Below are 18,067 nucleotides of genomic sequence, written 5' to 3'. Positions count from 1 at the left end.
CGCGCCCGCAGCGTGCGCGACGCCGGACGTGGGTGGTGCGGCGGGATACCTCCGGCGGCGGGAGTCCTCCGGCGGGGGAGCCCGCACGGTCGGTAGGGTCGAGGCCATGCCTTCCCGAGCCCCGCTGCCCCCGCCCCCGCCGCCCGTGGAGATCCGGTCCTGGCCGGACCGTGCCTCCCTGCGCGCCGACCGGGCCCAGGTCCTCGGCGGGCTGGTGCGGCTGCACGTCGGCGGCGGACGGCTCGCCCTGCTGCTGACCTGGGGCGGACTCGCCGCCCTCGGCTGGGCGCTCGTCGGTACGGCGATGGTCTTCTTCGAGGAGTCCCTCGACCCGATCTCCGACCTGATCGCGGTCGTCGTCCTCTTCGTCGGCATCGCCGTGCTCGTACCGGCGGCCGTCTTCCTCGGCCTCGACATCGCGCGGGCCCGCAAGGTCCGCGCGCTGCTGGCCGGCTGGGGCGCGCTCGACCACGACCCCGACCGGGACCCGCCGCTGCGGATGCCCGGCCTCGGACTCGCCTGGCTGCTGGTGTCGTACGCCCTGGGTGCCGTGGGCCTCTTCGCCTGCTTCGCCGTCCCGGCGGCGGCCACGCCGGGCGAGGACCCGTACGGCCTGGTGGTCCTCGGCATGGGGGTCGGCCTCTGCGCGTGGATCACCGGGCTGACCGGCGCGGTCACCGCGGTCTCGCACCGCCGCTGGGTGGTGCGGGTGCTCGGGCACGGCGGGTCCCGCCGGACCGCCCCGGCGGCGGGCTGATCAGCCGGCCGGGCGGAAGGGCCGGCCGACCAGCATGGTCGGGGCGCCGGCGACCCGGGTCAGCAGGACCGTCGCGGAGTTCGGCCCCGCGAGCTTCATCCGGCGGCGTACCTCCTCCGGCTCCACCGCCGAACCGCGCTTCTTCACCGTCAGCACCCCGACCTCCCGCTCCCGCAGCAGCGCCTTCAGCCGCTTCATGTTGAACGGCAGCCGGTCGGTGATCTCGTACGCGGAGGTGTACGGGGAGGAGTACGGCTCGTCGCTGGTGACGTAGGCGATCGTCTCGTCGATCAGCCGCCCGCCGCACCGGGCCACGATGTCGGCGACCAGGCTGGCGCGGATCACCGCGCCGTCCGGCTCGTACAGATAGCGGCCGACCGGGCCCACCGGCGGGGCCGGCAGCGGGGAGCGGGTGGCGAGGGTGGCGCCGGACGGCAGCAGGGTCGCCCGGTAGGAACCGGCCTCGAAGCCCTCGCCGTACCAGAGCACCGCCTCCTTCACGTCCCCGCCGTCCGAGATCCACTCGGCCTCGGCCTCCGGGCCGATCGCCTCGTGCGGGATGCCCGGCGCGATCTTCAGGGCCGCGCGCGGGGCCTTCAGCGCGGCGGCGGTGGCCCAGGAGAGCGGCGGCGAGTACGCCTCCGGGTCGAAGATCCGGCCGCGCCCGCCGCGCCGGGCCGGGTCGACGAAGACGGCGTCGTACCCGGCGGTGTCGATGCCGGTCACGTCGGCGCACCGGACCTCGATCAGCCCGCCGAGGCCGAGCGCCTCGGCGTTGGCGCGGGCCACCTCGGCGGTGAGCGGGTCGCGGTCGACGGCCAGCACCTCGATGCCCGCCCGCGCCAGCGCGATCGCGTCGCCGCCGATGCCGCAGCACAGGTCCGCCACCCGCCGCACCCCGCCCAGCGCCGCGAACCGTCCGGCGCGGTACGTGGCGACGGAGGTACGGGTCGCCTGCTCGACGCCGTCGGGCGTGAAGAACATCCGGTACGCGTCCTCGGCGCCGAACTTCGCCACCGCCCGCTGCCGGAGCCTGGCCTGCCCCAGCGCGGCCGAGACCAGGTCCGGGGCGTGGTCGCGGCGCAGCCGGGTGGCGGTGGCCAGTTCGCGCGCCGGGTCGTGGTCCCGCAGCTCGTCCAGGAGGGCGGCGCCCTCGGGCGTACGCAGGGCGGCGAAGGAGGCGAGCGGGTCGGCGGGGCCGTCACCGGCGGGGAGAGGTGCGTTCACCCGTCCCATTGTGGGCCAGGCCGTGTCCGGCTTGTGGGCCAGGCCGTGTCCGGCCGTTCCCGTCGGGCGGGCGGCGCCGGCCGCCCCGGGCCGTGCCCCCGGCGTCCCGCGGCGTCCCCCGGCGTCCCGCGGCGTCCCCCGGCGTCCCCGGGTTCCGGTCCCGCCGGGGCTGTGCGCCAGGCGGGGGACGCGGCCGGACGGGCGGCGGTGTCGGGCCGGGGGGCCGGGGGACGGGCTGGCAGGATGCGGCGCCATGCAACTAGTACGACAAAAGGAAAAAAACACAGTGAAGTGGCGCAGATCCGGCACGGTCGTCCTGACGGCCCTGCTGGGCGCCGCCCTCGCCGCCGGATGCGGCCGGAGCCCCTCCGGGACCGACCAGCAGACCCACCAGGGCGCGGCGGGCGCGGGCGGCCGCCCGGCGGCCGGAGCCGCCCCGCAGGCCGGCCCGGTCAGCGCCCTCGTCTCGTACGCCGAACAGCTGAAGCGGCGCCAGGCGCAGCGGGTCGCCGTCGCGAAGAAGTGGGGGCTGGCCGAGGTCCCGCTGCTCGCCCCGGCGCCGCCCGCCGAGAAGCCGGAGATCACCAGCCGCGAGGGGTTCGAGGTCGACGACGGCGAGGACCTGCCGCAGGTCTTCACGACCGTCCCCACCGACCAGCGGATCGTCTTCCTCACCATCGACGACGGTGCCGAGAAGGATCCCGAGTTCATCCGGATGATGGACGAGCTGAAGATCCCGTACACCGCCTTCCTCAGCGACTACCTCGCGAGCGAGGACTACGGCTACTTCGCCGGGATGCAGAAGAAGGGCGTCGCCCTCAACAACCACACCCTCACCCACCCCTACCTGCCCGGGCTCTCCTACGCCGAGCAGAAGAAGGAGATCTGCGACCAGCAGGACCGGATCGAGAAGCACTTCGGCAAGCGGCCGGTGCTCTTCCGCCCGCCGTACGGCAACTACAACCGCGACACCCTCGTCGTCGCCAAGTCCTGCGGGATCAAGGCCGTGCCGCTGTGGGCGGAAGAGGCGTTCCCCGACCACATGGACTGGCGGGAGTGGGACCGGGACCTGCACCCCGGCGACATCGTCCTCACCCACTTCCAGGGCCCCGCGCAGTGGAAGGGGACCATGGCCGACATGGTCCGCAACGTCATGAAGGTCATCACGGAGAAGGGGTACGCGGTCGCCCGGCTGGACGACTACGTCTGACCCCCGGGCGGTGTCCGGCAGGCCACGGCCCGGAACGCCGCGTACCGCCCCGGCGTTGTCCCCGCGGACTCCCGGGGGGACCGGCCGGCGCGGCGTCGGGGGCGCGTCCCCGGCCGCGCCGCCGCCCGGACGGCCCGCCCCGGCGGGCGGGCGGCGCCACGCACGGGTACTGAATTGGCACTCCGCTTGACCGAGTGCTAATCGCGGTCATAGTCTCGGTGCTGGCACTCCCCCCTGGAGAGTGCCAGCAGTACCGCGCGACAGGGCAGGTCCGGCACCCGCGACGACGGATCCGGCCCGGCGCGACCCAAGACTGTTAAACCCCGTGAGATCTCCGAAGGGGGAGACCGGATCGTGTCGACCACCAGCTCCAAGGTTGCGATCAAGCCGCTCGAGGACCGCATTGTGGTCCAGCCGCTCGACGCCGAGCAGACCACGGCTTCCGGCCTGGTCATTCCGGACACCGCCAAGGAGAAGCCCCAGGAGGGCGTCGTCCTGGCCGTGGGCCCGGGCCGCTTCGAGAACGGCGAGCGCCTTCCGCTCGACGTCAAGACCGGCGATGTCGTCCTGTACAGCAAGTACGGCGGCACCGAGGTGAAGTACAACGGCGAGGAGTACCTCGTCCTCTCGGCCCGCGACGTCCTCGCGATCATCGAGAAGTAATTCACCCACATTTGCTGTGTGTTCTGCGCCCCTGGCCCCCTGCGAAATAACAAGCCGGGTGGCGAGGGGCGCAGTTCGTTCGAGAGGGAAAACAGCCCATGGCGAAGATTCTGAAGTTCGACGAGGACGCCCGTCGCGCCCTTGAGCGCGGCGTCAACAAGCTTGCCGACACGGTCAAGGTGACGATCGGCCCCAAGGGCCGCAACGTCGTCATCGACAAGAAGTTCGGCGCGCCCACCATCACCAACGACGGTGTCACCATCGCGCGCGAGGTCGAGCTCGACGACCCGTTCGAGAACCTCGGTGCCCAGCTGGTGAAGGAGGTCGCCACCAAGACCAACGACGTCGCCGGTGACGGCACCACCACCGCCACCGTCCTCGCCCAGGCGCTCGTCCGCGAGGGTCTGCGCAACGTCGCCGCGGGTGCCTCCCCGGCCGCCCTGAAGAAGGGCATCGACGCCGCGGTCAAGGCCGTGTCCGAGGAGCTCCTCGCGACCGCCCGTCCGATCGAGGACAAGTCCGACATCGCCGCCGTGGCCGCGCTCTCCGCGCAGGACCCGCAGGTCGGCGAGCTCATCGCGGACGCGATGGACAAGGTCGGCAAGGACGGTGTCATCACCGTCGAGGAGTCCAACACCTTCGGTCTGGACCTCGAGTTCACCGAGGGCATGGCCTTCGACAAGGGCTACCTGTCCCCGTACATGGTGACCGACCAGGAGCGTATGGAGGCCGTCCTCGACGACCCGTACATCCTGATCCACCAGGGCAAGATCGGCTCGATCCAGGAGCTGCTCCCGCTGCTGGAGAAGGTCATCCAGGCCGGCGGCTCGAAGCCCCTGCTGATCATCGCCGAGGACGTCGAGGGCGAGGCGCTCTCCACCCTCGTCGTCAACAAGATCCGTGGCACCTTCAACGCCGTCGCGGTGAAGGCCCCGGGCTTCGGTGACCGCCGCAAGGCCATGCTCGGCGACATCGCCACCCTCACGGGTGCGACCGTCATCGCCGAGGAGGTCGGCCTCAAGCTCGACCAGGCCGGTCTGGACGTGCTGGGCACCGCCCGCCGCGTGACCGTCTCCAAGGACGACACGACCATCGTCGACGGCGGCGGCGACGCCGGTGACGTCAAGGGCCGCGTCAACCAGATCAAGGCCGAGATCGAGAACACGGACTCCGACTGGGACCGCGAGAAGCTCCAGGAGCGCCTCGCGAAGCTAGCCGGCGGCGTGTGCGTGATCCGCGTCGGTGCCGCCACCGAGGTCGAGCTCAAGGAGAAGAAGCACCGTCTGGAGGACGCCATCTCCGCGACCCGCGCCGCGGTCGAGGAGGGCATCGTCTCCGGTGGTGGCTCTTCCCTCGTCCACGCCGTCAAGGTCCTGGAGGGCAACCTCGGCAAGACCGGCGACGAGGCCACCGGTGTCGCGGTCGTGCGCCGCGCCGCCGTCGAGCCGCTGCGCTGGATCGCCGAGAACGCCGGCCTCGAGGGTTACGTCATCACCTCGAAGGTCTCGGACCTCGACAAGGGCCAGGGCTTCAACGCCGCCACCGGCGAGTACGGCGACCTGATCAAGGCCGGCGTCATCGACCCGGTCAAGGTCACCCGCTCCGCCCTGGAGAACGCCGCGTCCATCGCGTCGCTGCTGCTCACGACCGAGACCCTGGTCGTCGAGAAGCCGGCCGAGGAAGAGGCCGAGGCCGGTCACGGCCACGGTCACTCCCACTAGTACCGCCCCGCTCACCGGCCCCCGGGCCGGTGAGCGGCACGAAGCCGGTGCCCCCGTCGCGGGGGCACCGGCTTCGCCGCGTCCCGGCCCGACCGGGGCCGGCGTCCCGCCCGGGTCCGGATCCTCACTTCGGGCCGTACTTGCGTCCCGTCCGCGAGGTCATCTCGCCCAGCAGACTGCGCGGGGTCACCTTCACCAGCCCCATCAGCGCCTTGTACCGGGCGTCCGGCACCGACACCGTCCGGCCGCGCGCCAGGTCGGCCAGGGCGGCGGTCACCAGTCTGTCGACGTCCAGCCACATCCAGCCGGGGATGTTCCCGGTGCCCATCCCGGCCCGCTGGTGGAACTCCGTCCGTACGAAGCCGGGGCAGAGCGCCATCAGCCGCACCCCGGACCCGGCCAGGTCCTTGGCGGCGCCCTGGGTGAACTGGACGACCCACGCCTTCGACGCCCCGTACGTACCGCGGGGGACGAACGCCGCGACCGAGGCGACGTTGACGATCCCGCCCCGGCCGCGCTCGCGCATCCCGGCCGCCGCCGCCGAGGTCAGCCGCAGCACCGCCTCGCAGTGCACCTTCAGCATCGCCAGCTCGTCGTCGAGCGGCACCTCCAGATAGCGCCCCTTGTTGCCGAAGCCCGCGTTGTTGACGAGGAGTTCGACCGGATGGCCGCGGTCGCGGAGGCGTTCCTCGACGGCCGCGATCCCGGCGTCCCGGGAGAGGTCGGCGGTGAGCACCGTGGCCTCGATGCCGTGCCGGTCGTGCAGTTCGGTGGCCTGGTCCCGCAGCCGCTCGGTGTCCCGGGCGACCAGCACGAGGTTGTGCCCCTGTCCCGCGAGCCGCCGCGCGAACGCGGCGCCGATGCCCGCCGTCGCGCCGGTAATCAGTGCAGTCGTCATGCGCGGCACGTTAGTGGTCCCGCCCCGCTCCCCGCGCACCCGTCCCACCGTCGCCGGTGCGCGGGCCGCCGCCGCCGGTGCGCGCGGTGGGCGGCCGGTTGACGTACGGCACCCGGGGCGGGTGCCGCCCCTCCGGCACCGGACGTCAACACCGCGTGCGCCACGACCTCCCCGGAACGGGTTGTCCCGGCGCTTTCCGGGCAGGGGACCGGAAAACGGGAACGGACAGAGGGACGGCGGGGGCGGAGGGCGCGGTGCGGGGAGGAGGGTGACGCGGCGTTCCGAAGCCGTAAAGATCCTCCCTCGGCACGAGGGTGCATCCTTTGCCTACCCATTACTCTTGTCGCAAGGCCACGCTGTGTGGCCATGGAGGAGTGAGATGAGGAGCAGCAACCCGGTCTTCTCGCGACGTGGGTTCAGCCGCGACAGCGGTACCGCGGGGTACGCGGCGCCGCAGGCCGGGGCCACCGTCACGGGTGAGAACCCCTACGCGCAGGGCACCGCCCATCCGTACGCCACCAACCCCTACGCACAGCAGACGCCGCCCGGAGTCCGTTCCGGTGCGATGACCATCGACGACGTCGTCAGCCGCACCGCGATGACGCTCGGCACGGTCGTCGTCGGCGCCGTGCTCGCCTGGTGGCTCCTGCCGATCGACACCGAGAACCTCGGCACGTCCTACGGCATCGCCGCCGGAGCCGCGATCATCGGCTTCGTCCTGTCGATGGTCAACTCGTTCAAGCGCAAGCCGTCCCCGCCGCTGATCCTGGCCTACGCGGCGTTCGAGGGCATCTTCCTCGGCGTCGTCAGCAACGTCGTCGACGCCTACGTCAGCCCCGGCGCCGCCATGCAGGCCGTGCTCGGCACCATGGCCGTCTTCGGCGGCGTCCTGCTCGCGTACCGGACCGGCCTCATCCGGGTGACCCGCCGCTTCTACGGCTTCGTCATGGCCGCCCTGATCGGCTTCGTGCTGCTGATGCTCGTCAACGCCCTCTTCGCCGTCTTCGGCGGCGGCGACGGCCTCGGCTTCCGCAGCGGCGCGCTCGGTGTCGTCTTCGGCATCGTCGCCATCGTGATCGGCGCCTGCGTCCTCGCCCTGGACTTCAAGGTGGTCGAGGACGGCATCGCGTACGGCGCTCCGCGCGAGGAGGCATGGACGGCCGCCTTCGGCCTCACCGTGACCCTGGTCTGGATCTACCTGGAGATGCTGCGCCTCGTCGCGATCCTCAGCGGCGACGACTGATCCCGTACCGCCGACTCCCGTCGCGCCGATCCACGGACGGCCCGCAGGCACCGCCTGCGGGCCGTCCGCATGTGCCGGGGCGTGTGCCGGGGCGGGTGCGGGGCGCGTAGGGTCGCGGAGTGCTTGATACAACCCCCTTGATCACTGCCGTGGACCGTTTCGCCGACCGGCTGCGGGCCGCCCCGCAGAGCCGCCTCCAGCAGGGCACCGCCGCACGGGCGCTGGAGGCCGCGCGGGAGCTGAGCGCCCGCGCGCAGCGCGTGGAACGGCCGGGGCGGGAGCCGTACGTCATGCCGGACGGCGGGATGTTCGGCGTCGGGGACCAGGTGGCCGTCGCCGGTCACGACCTGGCCGTGGCATTGGAAACGGCCCCGCCCGAGGAGCTGGACGAGGCCGTGCGGTACGTGACGGAGGCGGCGGCGGAGGCCTTCGCCTGAAGGCCGCGGGACAGCCCCCGGAGCCCGGGGCCCGGCGCGGAGACCTCCGCGGGAGCTGTCCGGGTCCGGGTCAGAACGAGGCGATGACCCGGTCCGCGAGGATGTAGACGTTGTCCGTGCCGCAGGAGAAGGTCAGCGCGTAGGCGCCGGAGACGCCCGAACCGCCCAGCAGCACCGGCTGCTCGCCCGCGCGCAGGGAGTCCGCGAGCCGCTCGGCCGTCTCCCGGTGGCCCGGGGTGATGCAGAGCGTGGTGCCGTCGGTGAAGACGTACACGTCCAGGGTGCCGAGCGGACCGGGGCGTACGTCCGCCAGCTCGGTGCCCGTGTCGGCGAGCTCCTCCAGGCGGTTGACCGTGCGCTCGTGGTCGGTGACCACCGGCGTCCGGACCGGGACGAAGTCCGGGTGGGACGGGTGACGGCGGCGGGCGGCGGCCAGCTCGGGGGACTCGTCGGCGAACTCCGCCGCCCCCGGCTCCTCCGCCGGCTCGGTGAACTCCTGCATCACGTCGTTCATGGCCGCGTCCTCGGGGTGGGCGGGGCGGGCCGCGAAAGCGGTGTACGCCGTCTCGTCGGTCTCGTCCGCCTCCTCGGCGTACGGGAAGGTCAGCGCCTCCAGGCCGGCGAAGTCCGCCTGCCGGGGCAGGAAGTACGAGGCGTCCTCGCCCAGCCCGGCCAGTCCGCCCAGCAGCGACGGGGCGTCGGCCGCGTCACGGGCCTCCTGCGCCGCCCAGAAGGCGCGCGCCTCGGCGAGTTCGCGCTCCCGCTCCTCGGCGAGGGCCTCGGACACGGCCGCGCGTATCTCGTCGGCGGGCGCGGCACCGGCACGGCCCTGCGCGGGCACCGTACGGGCGCGGTCCCGGTCCCTGGCGAGCTCGTCGCGCAGCCCGGCGATCTGCCGGTGCAGCCCGCGAGCGGAGTGCACGGCAGCGGCGCCCACGGCCGTGGCGGCGGCGGTGGTCAGCAACAGGGCAAACGACATGGCGCTCACTGACATTCTCCCGGTCTCTATCGATACCCCCGACTTCCTACATCAGCTTGTCCCGTCCATCCGCTCAGCGTCAGTGCAAAACGTCATGAACTGGACGGGTCTTTGGTCCCGGCGTATCTGGCCGATCCGCTCTGACCTGCGGAAACGATGACTCCCGAAGACGCACATCACATCCTGGGACAGTTTCGGTCACGGTGCGGGCTCGGCGGGGTTCGCCCGCGGTCCGCGGTGGTCCGCGCCGGGCGCACGTGAGGGGCCGGGCGGAGGGGCTCCCTCCGCCCGGCCGCGATCAGCCGGTCAGCTGAGGCGCTCGATGACCATGGCCATGCCCTGGCCGCCGCCGACGCACATGGTCTCCAGGCCGAACTGCTTGTCGTGGAACTGGAGGCTGTTGATCAGGGTGCCGGTGATGCGGGCGCCCGTCATGCCGAAGGGGTGGCCGACCGCGATGGCGCCGCCGTTGACGTTGACCTTCTCCAGCGGCAGGCCGAGGTCCCGGTAGGAGGGGATGACCTGGGCGGCGAAGGCCTCGTTGAGCTCGGCGAGGTCGATGTCGTCGATGGTCAGCCCGGCCCGCTTCAGCGCCTGCTTGCTGGCCTCGACCGGCCCGTACCCCATGATCTCGGGGGAGAGGCCGGAGACGCCGGTGGAGACGATCCGGGCGAGCGGGGTCAGGCCCAGCTCGCGCGCCTTGGTGTCGGACATGATCACGAGGGCGGCGGCGCCGTCGTTGAGCGGGCAGCAGTTGCCCGCGGTGACCAGGCCGTCGGGGCGGAAGACCGGCTTCAGCCCGGAGACGCCCTCCAGCGTGACGCCCGCGCGCGGGCCGTCGTCCTTCGAGACGACCGTGCCGTCCGGCGTGGTGACCGGGGTGATCTCGCGCTCCCAGAAACCGTTCTTCAGGGCTTCCTCGGCGAGGTTCTGGGACCGTACGCCGAACTCGTCCATCTCCGCGCGGCTGATGCCCTTGAGCCGGGCGAGGTTCTCCGCGGTCTGCCCCATCGAGATGTACGCGTCCGGGATCAGCCCGTCCTCGCGCGGGTCGTGCCAGTCGGTGCCGGTCGCCTCGGCGCGGGCGGCGGTACGCGCCTCGGCCTCGGCGAAGAGCGGGTTGCGGGTGTCCGGCAGGCTGTCGGAGTTCCCCTTGGCGAAGCGGGAGACCATCTCGACACCGGCGGAGATGAAGACGTCGCCCTCGCCGGCCTTGATGGCGTGCAGCGCCATGCGGCTGGTCTGGAGCGAGGAGGAGCAGTAGCGGGTGACCGTACAGCCCGGCAGGTGGTCCATCCCCATCTGCACGGCGACGATGCGCCCCAGGTTGTTGCCCTGCTCGCCGCCGGGGAGGCCGCAGCCGAGCATCAGGTCGTCGATGTCCCGCGGGTCCAGCTCGGGGACCTTCGCCAGCGCGGTCCGGATGATGGTGGCGGTCAGGTCGTCGGCCCGGACGTCCTTGAGCGACCCCTTGAAGGCGCGGCCGATGGGCGAACGGGCGGCAGAGACGATCACGGCTTCGGGCATCACGCGGCTCCATGGGGAGGGGAAGGCTCAACGACGGTACGGCCGTGGCCGGGCGGGACGCGACCGGACGGCCGGTCGGGCGGCCGGCGGGACCACCGCCGACGGCGGACCCCCGCCGGACCGTTCCGGCATCACTGTCTGGGAAGTTACCCGGCGGCCAGGCCGGGGTCACCGGCCTGGCCGTGTGATGCGGGCCTCTTTTCTAAGCGCTTGCTCAGCCTGTTCGGGGCGGTCCGGCGGGCCGTTCACGCCCCGTGCGCACCGTCCCCCTCACGGGCGCCGCCGGGCCGCGCGCGCCCGGGCGTCGGCGTTCGCCCCGGGTGCGGCGGGACCGGAACCGGACCCGGGACCGGACCCGGACCCGGGACCGGACCCGGACCCGGAACCGTGAGCCGTGCCCGTGTCCGTGCCCGTGTCCGTGCCCGGGCCCGGGCTTCGGGGCGTACCGGTTTCCCCGGGCTCCCGTCCGTCCGGCGCGCGCTCCGGCGCGTGGTCCGCCGGGTGCTCCGTCGCCCGGTCCTCCGTCCGGTCCGCCGGGTGCGGGTGGGGCTCCGTGTGCGCGGGGAGACGCCGCCGCCTGCGGTGCTTGAGCAGGGCCCAGGGAGCGCGCGCCCCCGTGACCTCCGTACCGGCCTCCCGGGCCGCCTGGGACGCGGCCTTCGCCACCGGCAGCATGTCCTCGCGCCGCGAACCGTCGAGGTGGTCCGTCTCCGGCCAGAGGCCGAGCGCCGCGCAGAGCGTCGGGAGCACCGCCATCGACGCCGTGGCGTACCCCTCGGCCGAGGGGTGGTAGTTGTCCGGGCCGAAGAGCTCGCGCGGGTTCGCCTCGAACTCCGGCCCCAGCAGATCGCCCAGCGAGACCGTGCGCCCGCCCTGTTCCACCGCGCCGATCGTCTGGGCCGCCGCCAGCTGCCGGCTGACCCGGCGGGCCAGGTACCGCAGCGGCTGGTAGACCGGCTCGATCGTGCCGAGGTCCGGGCAGGTCGCCACGACCACCTCCGCGCCCGCCGTCCGCAGCCTGCGGACGGCGGTGTTCAGGTAGCGCACCGACTGCGTGGCGGGCATCCGGTGGGTGACGTCGTTCGCGCCGATCATGATCACGCACACGTCCGGGTGACCCGACGGATCGGCCAGCAACAGGGCCACCTGCCGCTCCAGATCGTCCGATCTGGCCCCGGGCAGGGCCACGTTGCGCATGTCCACCGGCCGCTCGGCGACCGCCGCGAGACCCGAGGCGAGCAGCGCCCCCGGGGTCTGCCCGGCCCGCCGCACCCCCTGACCGGCCGCCGTGGAGTCACCGAGCAGAGCCAGCCGGAGCGGGTCGGCGGGCCCGGCGAAGGCGACGCCGTACCGCCCGTCCGCACTCGGAGGTACCGGGGCGATACCGCCGCCCACCTGCCGCTTCGCGAGCTGCACCTCGGCCAGGACGAGGCCGACCGTCGCCGCCCCGATGAGCCCGATGCTGCCGCCGCCGAACGCGGCGCCCGCCGCGATCCGCCGTGCCACTCTTGCCGTCGACACCGTGCGGTCCACCTCCTTCTCGCCACTCAGCCGTACACGTACCTACCTGCCCCGCAGGGGGATGCGTCCAATCGCTTCGCCCGATGTGGTGCCCGTACGCATACTCTGAGCCGGACCATCTCGGAGATCCCGGAGCACACGGTGAAATTCCACGATTCGATGATCAGTCTTGTCGGCAACACCCCGCTGGTCAGGCTGCGAAGCGTCTCGGCCGGCATCCAGGCGACCGTCCTGGCCAAGGTCGAGTACTTCAACCCCGGCGGCTCGGTGAAGGACCGCATCGCGCTGCGCATGATCGAGGCGGCGGAGGCGAGCGGCGAACTGCGGCCCGGCGGCACCATCGTCGAGCCGACGAGCGGCAACACCGGCGTCGGCCTCGCGATCGTCGCGCAGCAGAAGGGGTACAAGTGCGTCTTCGTCTGTCCGGACAAGGTGTCCATGGACAAGATCAACGTGATGCGCGCGTACGGAGCCGAGGTCGTCGTCTGCCCGACGGCCGTCGATCCCTCGCACCCCGACTCGTACTACAACGTCTCCGACCGGCTGGTCCGTGAGACCCCCGGAGCCTGGAAGCCCGACCAGTACTCCAACCCGAACAACCCGCGCTCCCACTACGAGACCACCGGTCCCGAGCTGTGGGAGCAGACGGAGGGGCGGATCACCCACTTCGTCGCGGGCGTCGGCACCGGAGGCACCATCACCGGAACCGGCCGCTATCTCAAGGAGATCAGCGACGGCGCGGTCACCGTGGTCGGCGCCGACCCGGAGGGCTCGGTCTACTCCGGCGGCTCCGGGCGCCCGTACCTCGTGGAGGGCGTCGGCGAGGACTTCTGGCCGTCCGCCTACGACCGGACCGTCACGGACGAGATCGTCGCCGTCTCGGACAAGGACTCCTTCCAGATGACCCGCCGCCTGGCCAAGGAGGAGGGGCTCCTCGTCGGCGGCTCCTGCGGCATGGCGGTCGTCGCGGCCCTGGAGGTCGCCCGGCGGCTCGGCCCGGACGACGTGGTGGTCGTCCTGCTGCCGGACAGCGGACGCGGCTACCTCAGCAAGATCTTCAACGACGAGTGGATGGCCGACTACGGCTTCCTGGAGGACACCGGTCCCTCCGCCCGCGTCGACGCGGTGCTCGCCCACAAGGAGGGCCCGATGCCCTCGCTCGTCCACATGCACCCGGACGAGACGGTCGGCCAGGCCATCGAGGTACTGCGCGAGTACGGCGTCTCCCAGATGCCGATCGTGAAGCCGGGCGCCGGACACCCCGACGTGATGGCCGCCGAGATCGTCGGCTCGGTGGTGGAGCGCGAACTCCTGGACGCCCTGTTCACCAAGCGGGCCCAGCTCACCGACCCGCTGGAGAAACACATGTCGGCGCCGCTGCCCCAGGTCGGATCCGGCGAACCGGTCGAGGACCTGATGGCGGTGCTCAGCGGCTCCGGCGGGTCCGACGCCGCGATCGTGCTGGTGGAGGGGAAGCCCAAGGGGGTCGTGAGCAGGCAGGATCTCCTCTCCTTCCTGGCGAAGGAGAGCGGCGTCACCGCCTGATCCTCCCGGGCCGCCGTCCGATGCCGTCGGGGCTCGTCGCAGAACTGGTACGAGCGCGTCACGTCCGCGCAGCACCCGCTTAACACGCGTCCGGCACATTGGTGGGTGTCGGCAGGGAAACCCGCCGGCACCACAGACGGCGACATGGACTACGGAGCGGCTCCCGGACCTCCAAAGTCGCCAGGACGCGAGTGCCCGGCCCTGACCCGGACCGCGTCCCTCGCGGGGACCGCCGTCGTCCCGCCCCCCGGGCGACCGGGGGTGCGGCGGTCCCCGCGACATGCTTCCGGCGACGGCCGGCCGGTTTCGACCGGCCGGCCGCCGTTGCGTTCGGACATCACCTAGGCGTCTTTACGCCACCTTCTGCCGTGTACCTGGCGCAGGTATGCCGGAGGGCTCAAGGGCCGGGGCGACCGACATGTCCTCCGGTCGGCGGGTCACAGGGCCGCCGCCCGTCCGACGCGCCGATGCCGTGCGCAAGGGGCTCCCGGGCAATGGGACGGCCACCGGCGCCACCCCTCAGGCGGGCCCCGGGGGAAGGTGGACGGTCATGATCAGGTGACAGGGTTCGGCGCCCGAGCCGCGGTAGGTGTGCGCGTGGTCCGCGTCGAAGGTGGCGGTCTGTCCGGCCTCGACGGGATGCTCGGCGCCGTCGACGACCAGCACCATGCGTCCGGTGACGACGCTGACGGTCTCCACGACACCGGGCTGGTGGGGGTGACTGGGGTACTCCTCGCCGGGTTCCAGCTTCCACCGCCAGACCTCGGTGGCCGCGGGGCCGCTGGTGGTCAGCATCAACCGGGCCTCGCTGCCGCGCTCCCCCTTCCACAGGGGCATGACGGTGTCGGCGCTCACCACCCGGACGCGTTGCCCGGAGCTTCCCTCCATCAGCGCGGAGACGGAGACGCCGAGGGTGTCGGCGAGGCGGACCAGAGTGGCGAAGTTCGGGTTGCCCTGTGCCTTTTCCAAGGCGACCAGGGCACCTTTGCTGACCTTGGCGCGCCGGCCGAGTTCGTCCAGTGACAGGCCGGCGCGGGTGCGTGCCGCGCGGACGTTGTGTGCGAGCGTCCGCAGCGCCGCTTCGGTCTCGGCCATCGCCGCCACCCTCTCGGTCAGTGGAACAGTTCAGTGCGCTGCACCGTGCGGTCGTTCGATTGGCGCATTACGGTCGGTGCGTTGTACGGTGTAGTCGTTCTGATGATGGTAAGGGATGTACCTCCGTGATCGCTCCGCTGCTGAACCTGGGTAGCTCCCCGGCCTGTGGACGCGCCGACTTCCTGCCCCTGCCACCCGGCCCTCCACTCCCGGAACGGATCCCCTTCGCGATGACCACCTTCCGCCTCAGCCCCGCCGTCGCCGACGCCTTCCCCGGTACCCTCGTCGCCGTCGTCACCGCCACCGGCCTGCGCGGCCACGAACCCTGGCCCGCGACCACCGCCGCCCAGGAAGACCTGGAGCAACGGCTCGCCGCCGGAACCTGGGCGCCCGCCGACGAAAGCGACCCGCGTATCGAGGCGTGGCACACCGCCTACCGCTCCTTCGGCACCAACCCCCGCCGCGTCCGCCCCAGCGTCGACGCCCTCGGCCGCCGCCTGGCGAAGAAGGGCACCCTGCCCCGGATCAACGCGGCCGTCGACTCCTACAACGCCGTCTCCGTCCGCCACGGCCTGCCGGCCGGAGCCTTCGACCTCGACCGCGTCACCGGTGACGTCGAGATCCGTTACGCCGACGGCAGCGAATCCTTCACGCCGCTCGGCGAACCCGGCACGGCCGAGAACCCCAAGGCCGGGGAGATCATCTACACCGACACCACCGACGTCCTCACCCGCCACTGGAACCACCGCGACGCCCACCGCACCCGCGTCACCGACGACTCCACCCACGTCGCCTTCGTCCTCGAAACCCTCCACGCCACCCGCGACGGCCACCTTCTGAAGACCGCCGCCGCCGAACTGCGGGACCTTCTCGCCGAGCACTCCACCGGGAGCACCGTCCACTACCTCGATCCGGCCCACCCGCAGGTCACCGCCTGAGCGCACGGCGCGTCGGCGAAGCCGCTCACCGTGCCGGACGCCGCCGGTACGACCGCGCCGACCGGAACCGCTGCCCGCCGCTCCTCTGTATATGGACATGCACTCCGCTTGCTGGCTGAATGGACGCGACGGCGGCGGATCGCGTTCATGCCCGCGCCGCGACGGGGACGGACGTACGGAGGCGGAGCATGGGCGGGAGCGGACCCGCGGCACGGTTGCAGCGGCTCTTCGAGGGGCGGCGGCTCACACCGACCCAGCGCCGGATCGCCCACTCCCTGGTACGCCGGGCCGCCGACGCCCCCTTCCTGTCCAGCGTCGAACTCGCCGAGCTGGCCGGAGTCAGCCAGCCCTCCGTGACCCGGTTCGCCGTGGCGCTCGGCTTCGACGGGTACCCGTCGCTCCGCCGGCACCTGCGGGAGACCGTGCCCGCCGGCACCGACGGGGAGGCCGGCGCCGAGGACCCGTACACGTACAACGCCTACCAACAGGCTGTCCACGCCGAGATCGAGAACCTGCGCCACCTCTCCGAACTCCTCGCCGACCCCGAACCGGTGGAGCGGGCCGGACGGCTGCTCGCCGCGTCGACCCCGCTCCCGGTGCTCGGGCTGCGCGCCGCGTCCGCGCAGGCACGCGGGTTCGGCTACTTCGCCGCGAAGGTGCACCCCGACGTCCGGGTGCTCGACGAGGGCGGCTCGATGCTGCACGACCGCATCGACTCCGCCCGCCGGGCCGGTGCCGAGGTGCTCCTCTGCTTCGCGCTGCCCCGCCACCCGAGGGAGACCCTGGACGCGCTCGGCCACGCCCGCGAGCAGGGACTCACCACGGTGACCGTCGCCGACTCGGTCTTCGCCCCGGTCGCCGCACTCAGCGACCTCCTCGTCCCGGCCCCGGTCGGCACCGGCCTCGCCTTCGACACCGCCTGCGCCCCGATGCTGCTCGGCCGGGTCCTGCTTGAGGCGATGTGCGACGGACTGCCGGACGCGCAGGCCCGGCTGGAGTCCTTCGACGCACGGGCGGCGGCGCGGGGGCTGTTCGTGGAGTAGGGGCCGTCCCCTCAGTGGAGTCGGGGCCGTCCCTTCGGCGGAGTGGGGGGACGGCTGTTCATCGGCAGCACCCGCCTACCTGTGTGATGTCCCGATTCTCAGACAGGACTCAGATAAACCCACTAATCTCCGCGCCCAGAGGAACCGGCCCAGGGACACCCCTGAGGCGCCGGTGGGTACGCGGAGAGGGGTACGGACATGGGGCGCGGGGCGCAGTCGTTGGCGAGGGTGGCCGTGATCGTGCGGGCCGGGGCCGCACCCCTGTGGTGGCCGGGTCTCCTGGTCGTCGTCGTGGGGGCGCTCGTCCCCGCCGGGACGGGCCGCCGGATCGGGCTGCTCACGGGCGCGGCGCTCTTCATCATCACGCTCGCCCTGGTGGCGACGGTCGGGGTCAAGCGGTACGCGGAGCTGGCGAAGGGGTCCGCCCGGGCGGGGCGCACCGACGTGCTCCAGGACCGGGCCGTGACGTTGCGGAACTGGCGGCGGACCCACCGGTGGTGGCTGCTCGGCGCCTTCCTGGTCGCCCTCGGCCTCGGCTTCCTGCTGCCGGGGGCCGGTGGGATGGTGCTGGCCGGCGCGGGTGCGGGGCTGCTGCTGCGGGCCGTACGCGTCGGGCGTCTTGAGCAGCGCGAGGACGTCCTCTACTGGGTGCGTACGGACTGGGTGGAGCGCGGCCGGCCCGCCGGCAAGAAGGTGAAGGGGTACCGGACGACCGGGCCGGTGGCGGGCGACGCGCGGGCCGGCGGCGCGCGCCGGGTCACCGTCTGACCGGGCCGGGCTTGGGCCGAACATGCCGATGCCGCCGTCCCCTTCGCACGGAAGGGGCGGCGGCATCCGCGCGTCCGGGCCGGTTCCGGCGGTCCTCAGACCTCCAAGTCGGCCTCGATCCGCTTCAGCTGGTGGCGGGCCATCGCGAGGTTGGCGCGGTTGGCGTCCAGGACCAGGTAGAGGAAGAGCCCGTTGCTGCCGCGGGTCTTGAGCAGCCGGATCATGTGGTACTGACCGCTCAGCGTGATCAGGATGTCCTCGATCTCGTCCTTGAGGCCGAGGTGCTCCATGGTGCGCAGCTTGGCGCGGACGACGTCGGTGTTCCCGGCGGCAGCGACTTCGAGGTTGAAGTCCTTGCCGCCGCCGAGGGTGCCCAGAGCCATGCCGCTGGTGTAGTCGACGAGAGCGACACCGAGGGATCCCTCGATGGACGTCATCGCTTCCTTGAGCGCGGTTTCGGTGTTGGCCATGAGTGCTCGTTTCCTTTCCCTGACC

The 18,067-nt window shown here is 72.5% G+C and carries 16 protein-coding genes and 1 pseudogene; 10 read left to right on the top strand and 7 right to left on the bottom strand.

Annotation, left to right across the window (positions count from 1 at the left end; genetic code table 11):
- Window positions 1-106 precede the first annotated feature (106 nt).
- Window positions 107-757 carry a hypothetical protein gene (locus tag ACWCWD_RS21375; RefSeq protein WP_450774561.1) on the top strand — a complete coding sequence of 217 codons (651 nt, stop codon included), beginning with the start codon at window positions 107-109 and terminating at the stop codon, window positions 755-757.
- On the opposite strand, the gene ACWCWD_RS21370 is transcribed toward ACWCWD_RS21375, so the two are convergent.
- Window positions 758-1,993, bottom strand: a complete 1,236-nt coding sequence (locus ACWCWD_RS21370; protein ID WP_450774559.1) for a THUMP-like domain-containing protein — start codon at window positions 1,991-1,993, stop codon at window positions 758-760.
- Window positions 1,994-2,237: 244 nt separating this feature from the next.
- Between ACWCWD_RS21370 and ACWCWD_RS21365 the strand changes: the two genes are divergently transcribed.
- The 3 genes from ACWCWD_RS21365 to groL all read left to right on the top strand — a co-directional run bounded on the left by ACWCWD_RS21365 (window position 2,238) and on the right by groL (window position 5,578).
- The gene (locus tag ACWCWD_RS21365; protein WP_450774557.1) at window positions 2,238-3,194 is read left to right on the top strand and encodes a polysaccharide deacetylase family protein; all 957 of its coding nucleotides are present in this window, start codon (window positions 2,238-2,240) and stop codon (window positions 3,192-3,194) included.
- Between the two features lie 354 nt (window positions 3,195-3,548).
- On the top strand, window positions 3,549-3,857 hold the full coding sequence (gene groES / locus ACWCWD_RS21360; RefSeq protein ID WP_028439209.1) for a co-chaperone GroES: 309 nt from the start codon (window positions 3,549-3,551) through the stop codon (window positions 3,855-3,857).
- Window positions 3,858-3,955: 98 nt separating this feature from the next.
- Window positions 3,956-5,578, top strand: a complete 1,623-nt coding sequence (gene groL, locus ACWCWD_RS21355) for a chaperonin GroEL (RefSeq protein ID WP_266705118.1) — start codon at window positions 3,956-3,958, stop codon at window positions 5,576-5,578.
- Between the two features lie 124 nt (window positions 5,579-5,702).
- Here groL and ACWCWD_RS21350 read toward each other — a convergent pair whose 3' ends face one another.
- Window positions 5,703-6,476, bottom strand: a complete 774-nt coding sequence (locus ACWCWD_RS21350; protein ID WP_450774554.1) for an SDR family NAD(P)-dependent oxidoreductase — start codon at window positions 6,474-6,476, stop codon at window positions 5,703-5,705.
- A gap of 379 nt (window positions 6,477-6,855) precedes the next feature.
- Between ACWCWD_RS21350 and ACWCWD_RS21345 the strand changes: the two genes are divergently transcribed.
- Window positions 6,856-7,719: a Bax inhibitor-1/YccA family protein gene (locus ACWCWD_RS21345; protein WP_450774553.1), complete on the top strand. Its 864-nt coding sequence runs from the start codon at window positions 6,856-6,858 to the stop codon at window positions 7,717-7,719.
- Window positions 7,720-7,838: 119 nt separating this feature from the next.
- Window positions 7,839-8,156: a hypothetical protein gene (locus ACWCWD_RS21340; RefSeq protein WP_450774551.1), complete on the top strand. Its 318-nt coding sequence runs from the start codon at window positions 7,839-7,841 to the stop codon at window positions 8,154-8,156.
- Window positions 8,157-8,226: 70 nt separating this feature from the next.
- Here the strand turns inward: ACWCWD_RS21340 and ACWCWD_RS21335 are convergent, their stop codons facing one another.
- The 3 genes and pseudogenes from ACWCWD_RS21335 to ACWCWD_RS21325 all read right to left on the bottom strand — a co-directional run.
- Window positions 8,227-9,135, bottom strand: coding sequence for a hypothetical protein (locus ACWCWD_RS21335; RefSeq protein ID WP_450774549.1), 909 nt, complete (start codon window positions 9,133-9,135; stop codon window positions 8,227-8,229).
- Between the two features lie 306 nt (window positions 9,136-9,441).
- Window positions 9,442-10,662, bottom strand: a complete 1,221-nt coding sequence (locus ACWCWD_RS21330) for an acetyl-CoA C-acetyltransferase (protein WP_450774547.1) — start codon at window positions 10,660-10,662, stop codon at window positions 9,442-9,444.
- A 537-nt stretch (window positions 10,663-11,199) separates the two neighbouring features.
- Window positions 11,200-12,168, bottom strand: a pseudogene (locus ACWCWD_RS21325) (SGNH/GDSL hydrolase family protein); the annotation flags it as partial.
- Between the two features lie 156 nt (window positions 12,169-12,324).
- On the opposite strand from ACWCWD_RS21325, the gene ACWCWD_RS21320 reads away from it, so the two are divergent.
- Window positions 12,325-13,728, top strand: coding sequence for a cystathionine beta-synthase (locus ACWCWD_RS21320; protein WP_450774545.1), 1,404 nt, complete (start codon window positions 12,325-12,327; stop codon window positions 13,726-13,728).
- A 519-nt stretch (window positions 13,729-14,247) separates the two neighbouring features.
- Here the strand turns inward: ACWCWD_RS21320 and ACWCWD_RS21315 are convergent.
- Complete coding sequence (locus tag ACWCWD_RS21315) at window positions 14,248-14,823, bottom strand: cupin domain-containing protein (RefSeq protein WP_450774543.1); 576 nt, start codon at window positions 14,821-14,823, stop codon at window positions 14,248-14,250.
- A gap of 230 nt (window positions 14,824-15,053) precedes the next feature.
- On the opposite strand from ACWCWD_RS21315, the gene ACWCWD_RS21310 reads away from it, so the two are divergent.
- From ACWCWD_RS21310 to ACWCWD_RS21300, 3 genes are all read left to right on the top strand, one after another.
- Entirely contained in the window at window positions 15,054-15,761 is a 708-nt protein-coding gene (locus ACWCWD_RS21310; RefSeq protein ID WP_450774541.1) for a B3/B4 domain-containing protein, read from the top strand.
- Window positions 15,762-15,949: 188 nt separating this feature from the next.
- Complete coding sequence (locus ACWCWD_RS21305) at window positions 15,950-16,804, top strand: MurR/RpiR family transcriptional regulator (RefSeq protein ID WP_450774539.1); 855 nt, start codon at window positions 15,950-15,952, stop codon at window positions 16,802-16,804.
- A 198-nt stretch (window positions 16,805-17,002) separates the two neighbouring features.
- Complete coding sequence (locus tag ACWCWD_RS21300; protein ID WP_450774537.1) at window positions 17,003-17,572, top strand: hypothetical protein; 570 nt, start codon at window positions 17,003-17,005, stop codon at window positions 17,570-17,572.
- Window positions 17,573-17,667: 95 nt separating this feature from the next.
- Here ACWCWD_RS21300 and ACWCWD_RS21295 read toward each other — a convergent pair whose 3' ends face one another.
- Complete coding sequence (locus ACWCWD_RS21295) at window positions 17,668-18,042, bottom strand: hypothetical protein (protein WP_450774535.1); 375 nt, start codon at window positions 18,040-18,042, stop codon at window positions 17,668-17,670.
- Between the last annotated feature and the right edge of the window lie 25 nt (window positions 18,043-18,067).

The sequence above is a fragment of the Streptomyces sp. NPDC001493 genome, from assembly GCF_053597235.1.
The sequence above is the reverse complement of the archived record's forward strand: the minus strand, read 5'-3'. Positions and strand labels throughout refer to the sequence as shown.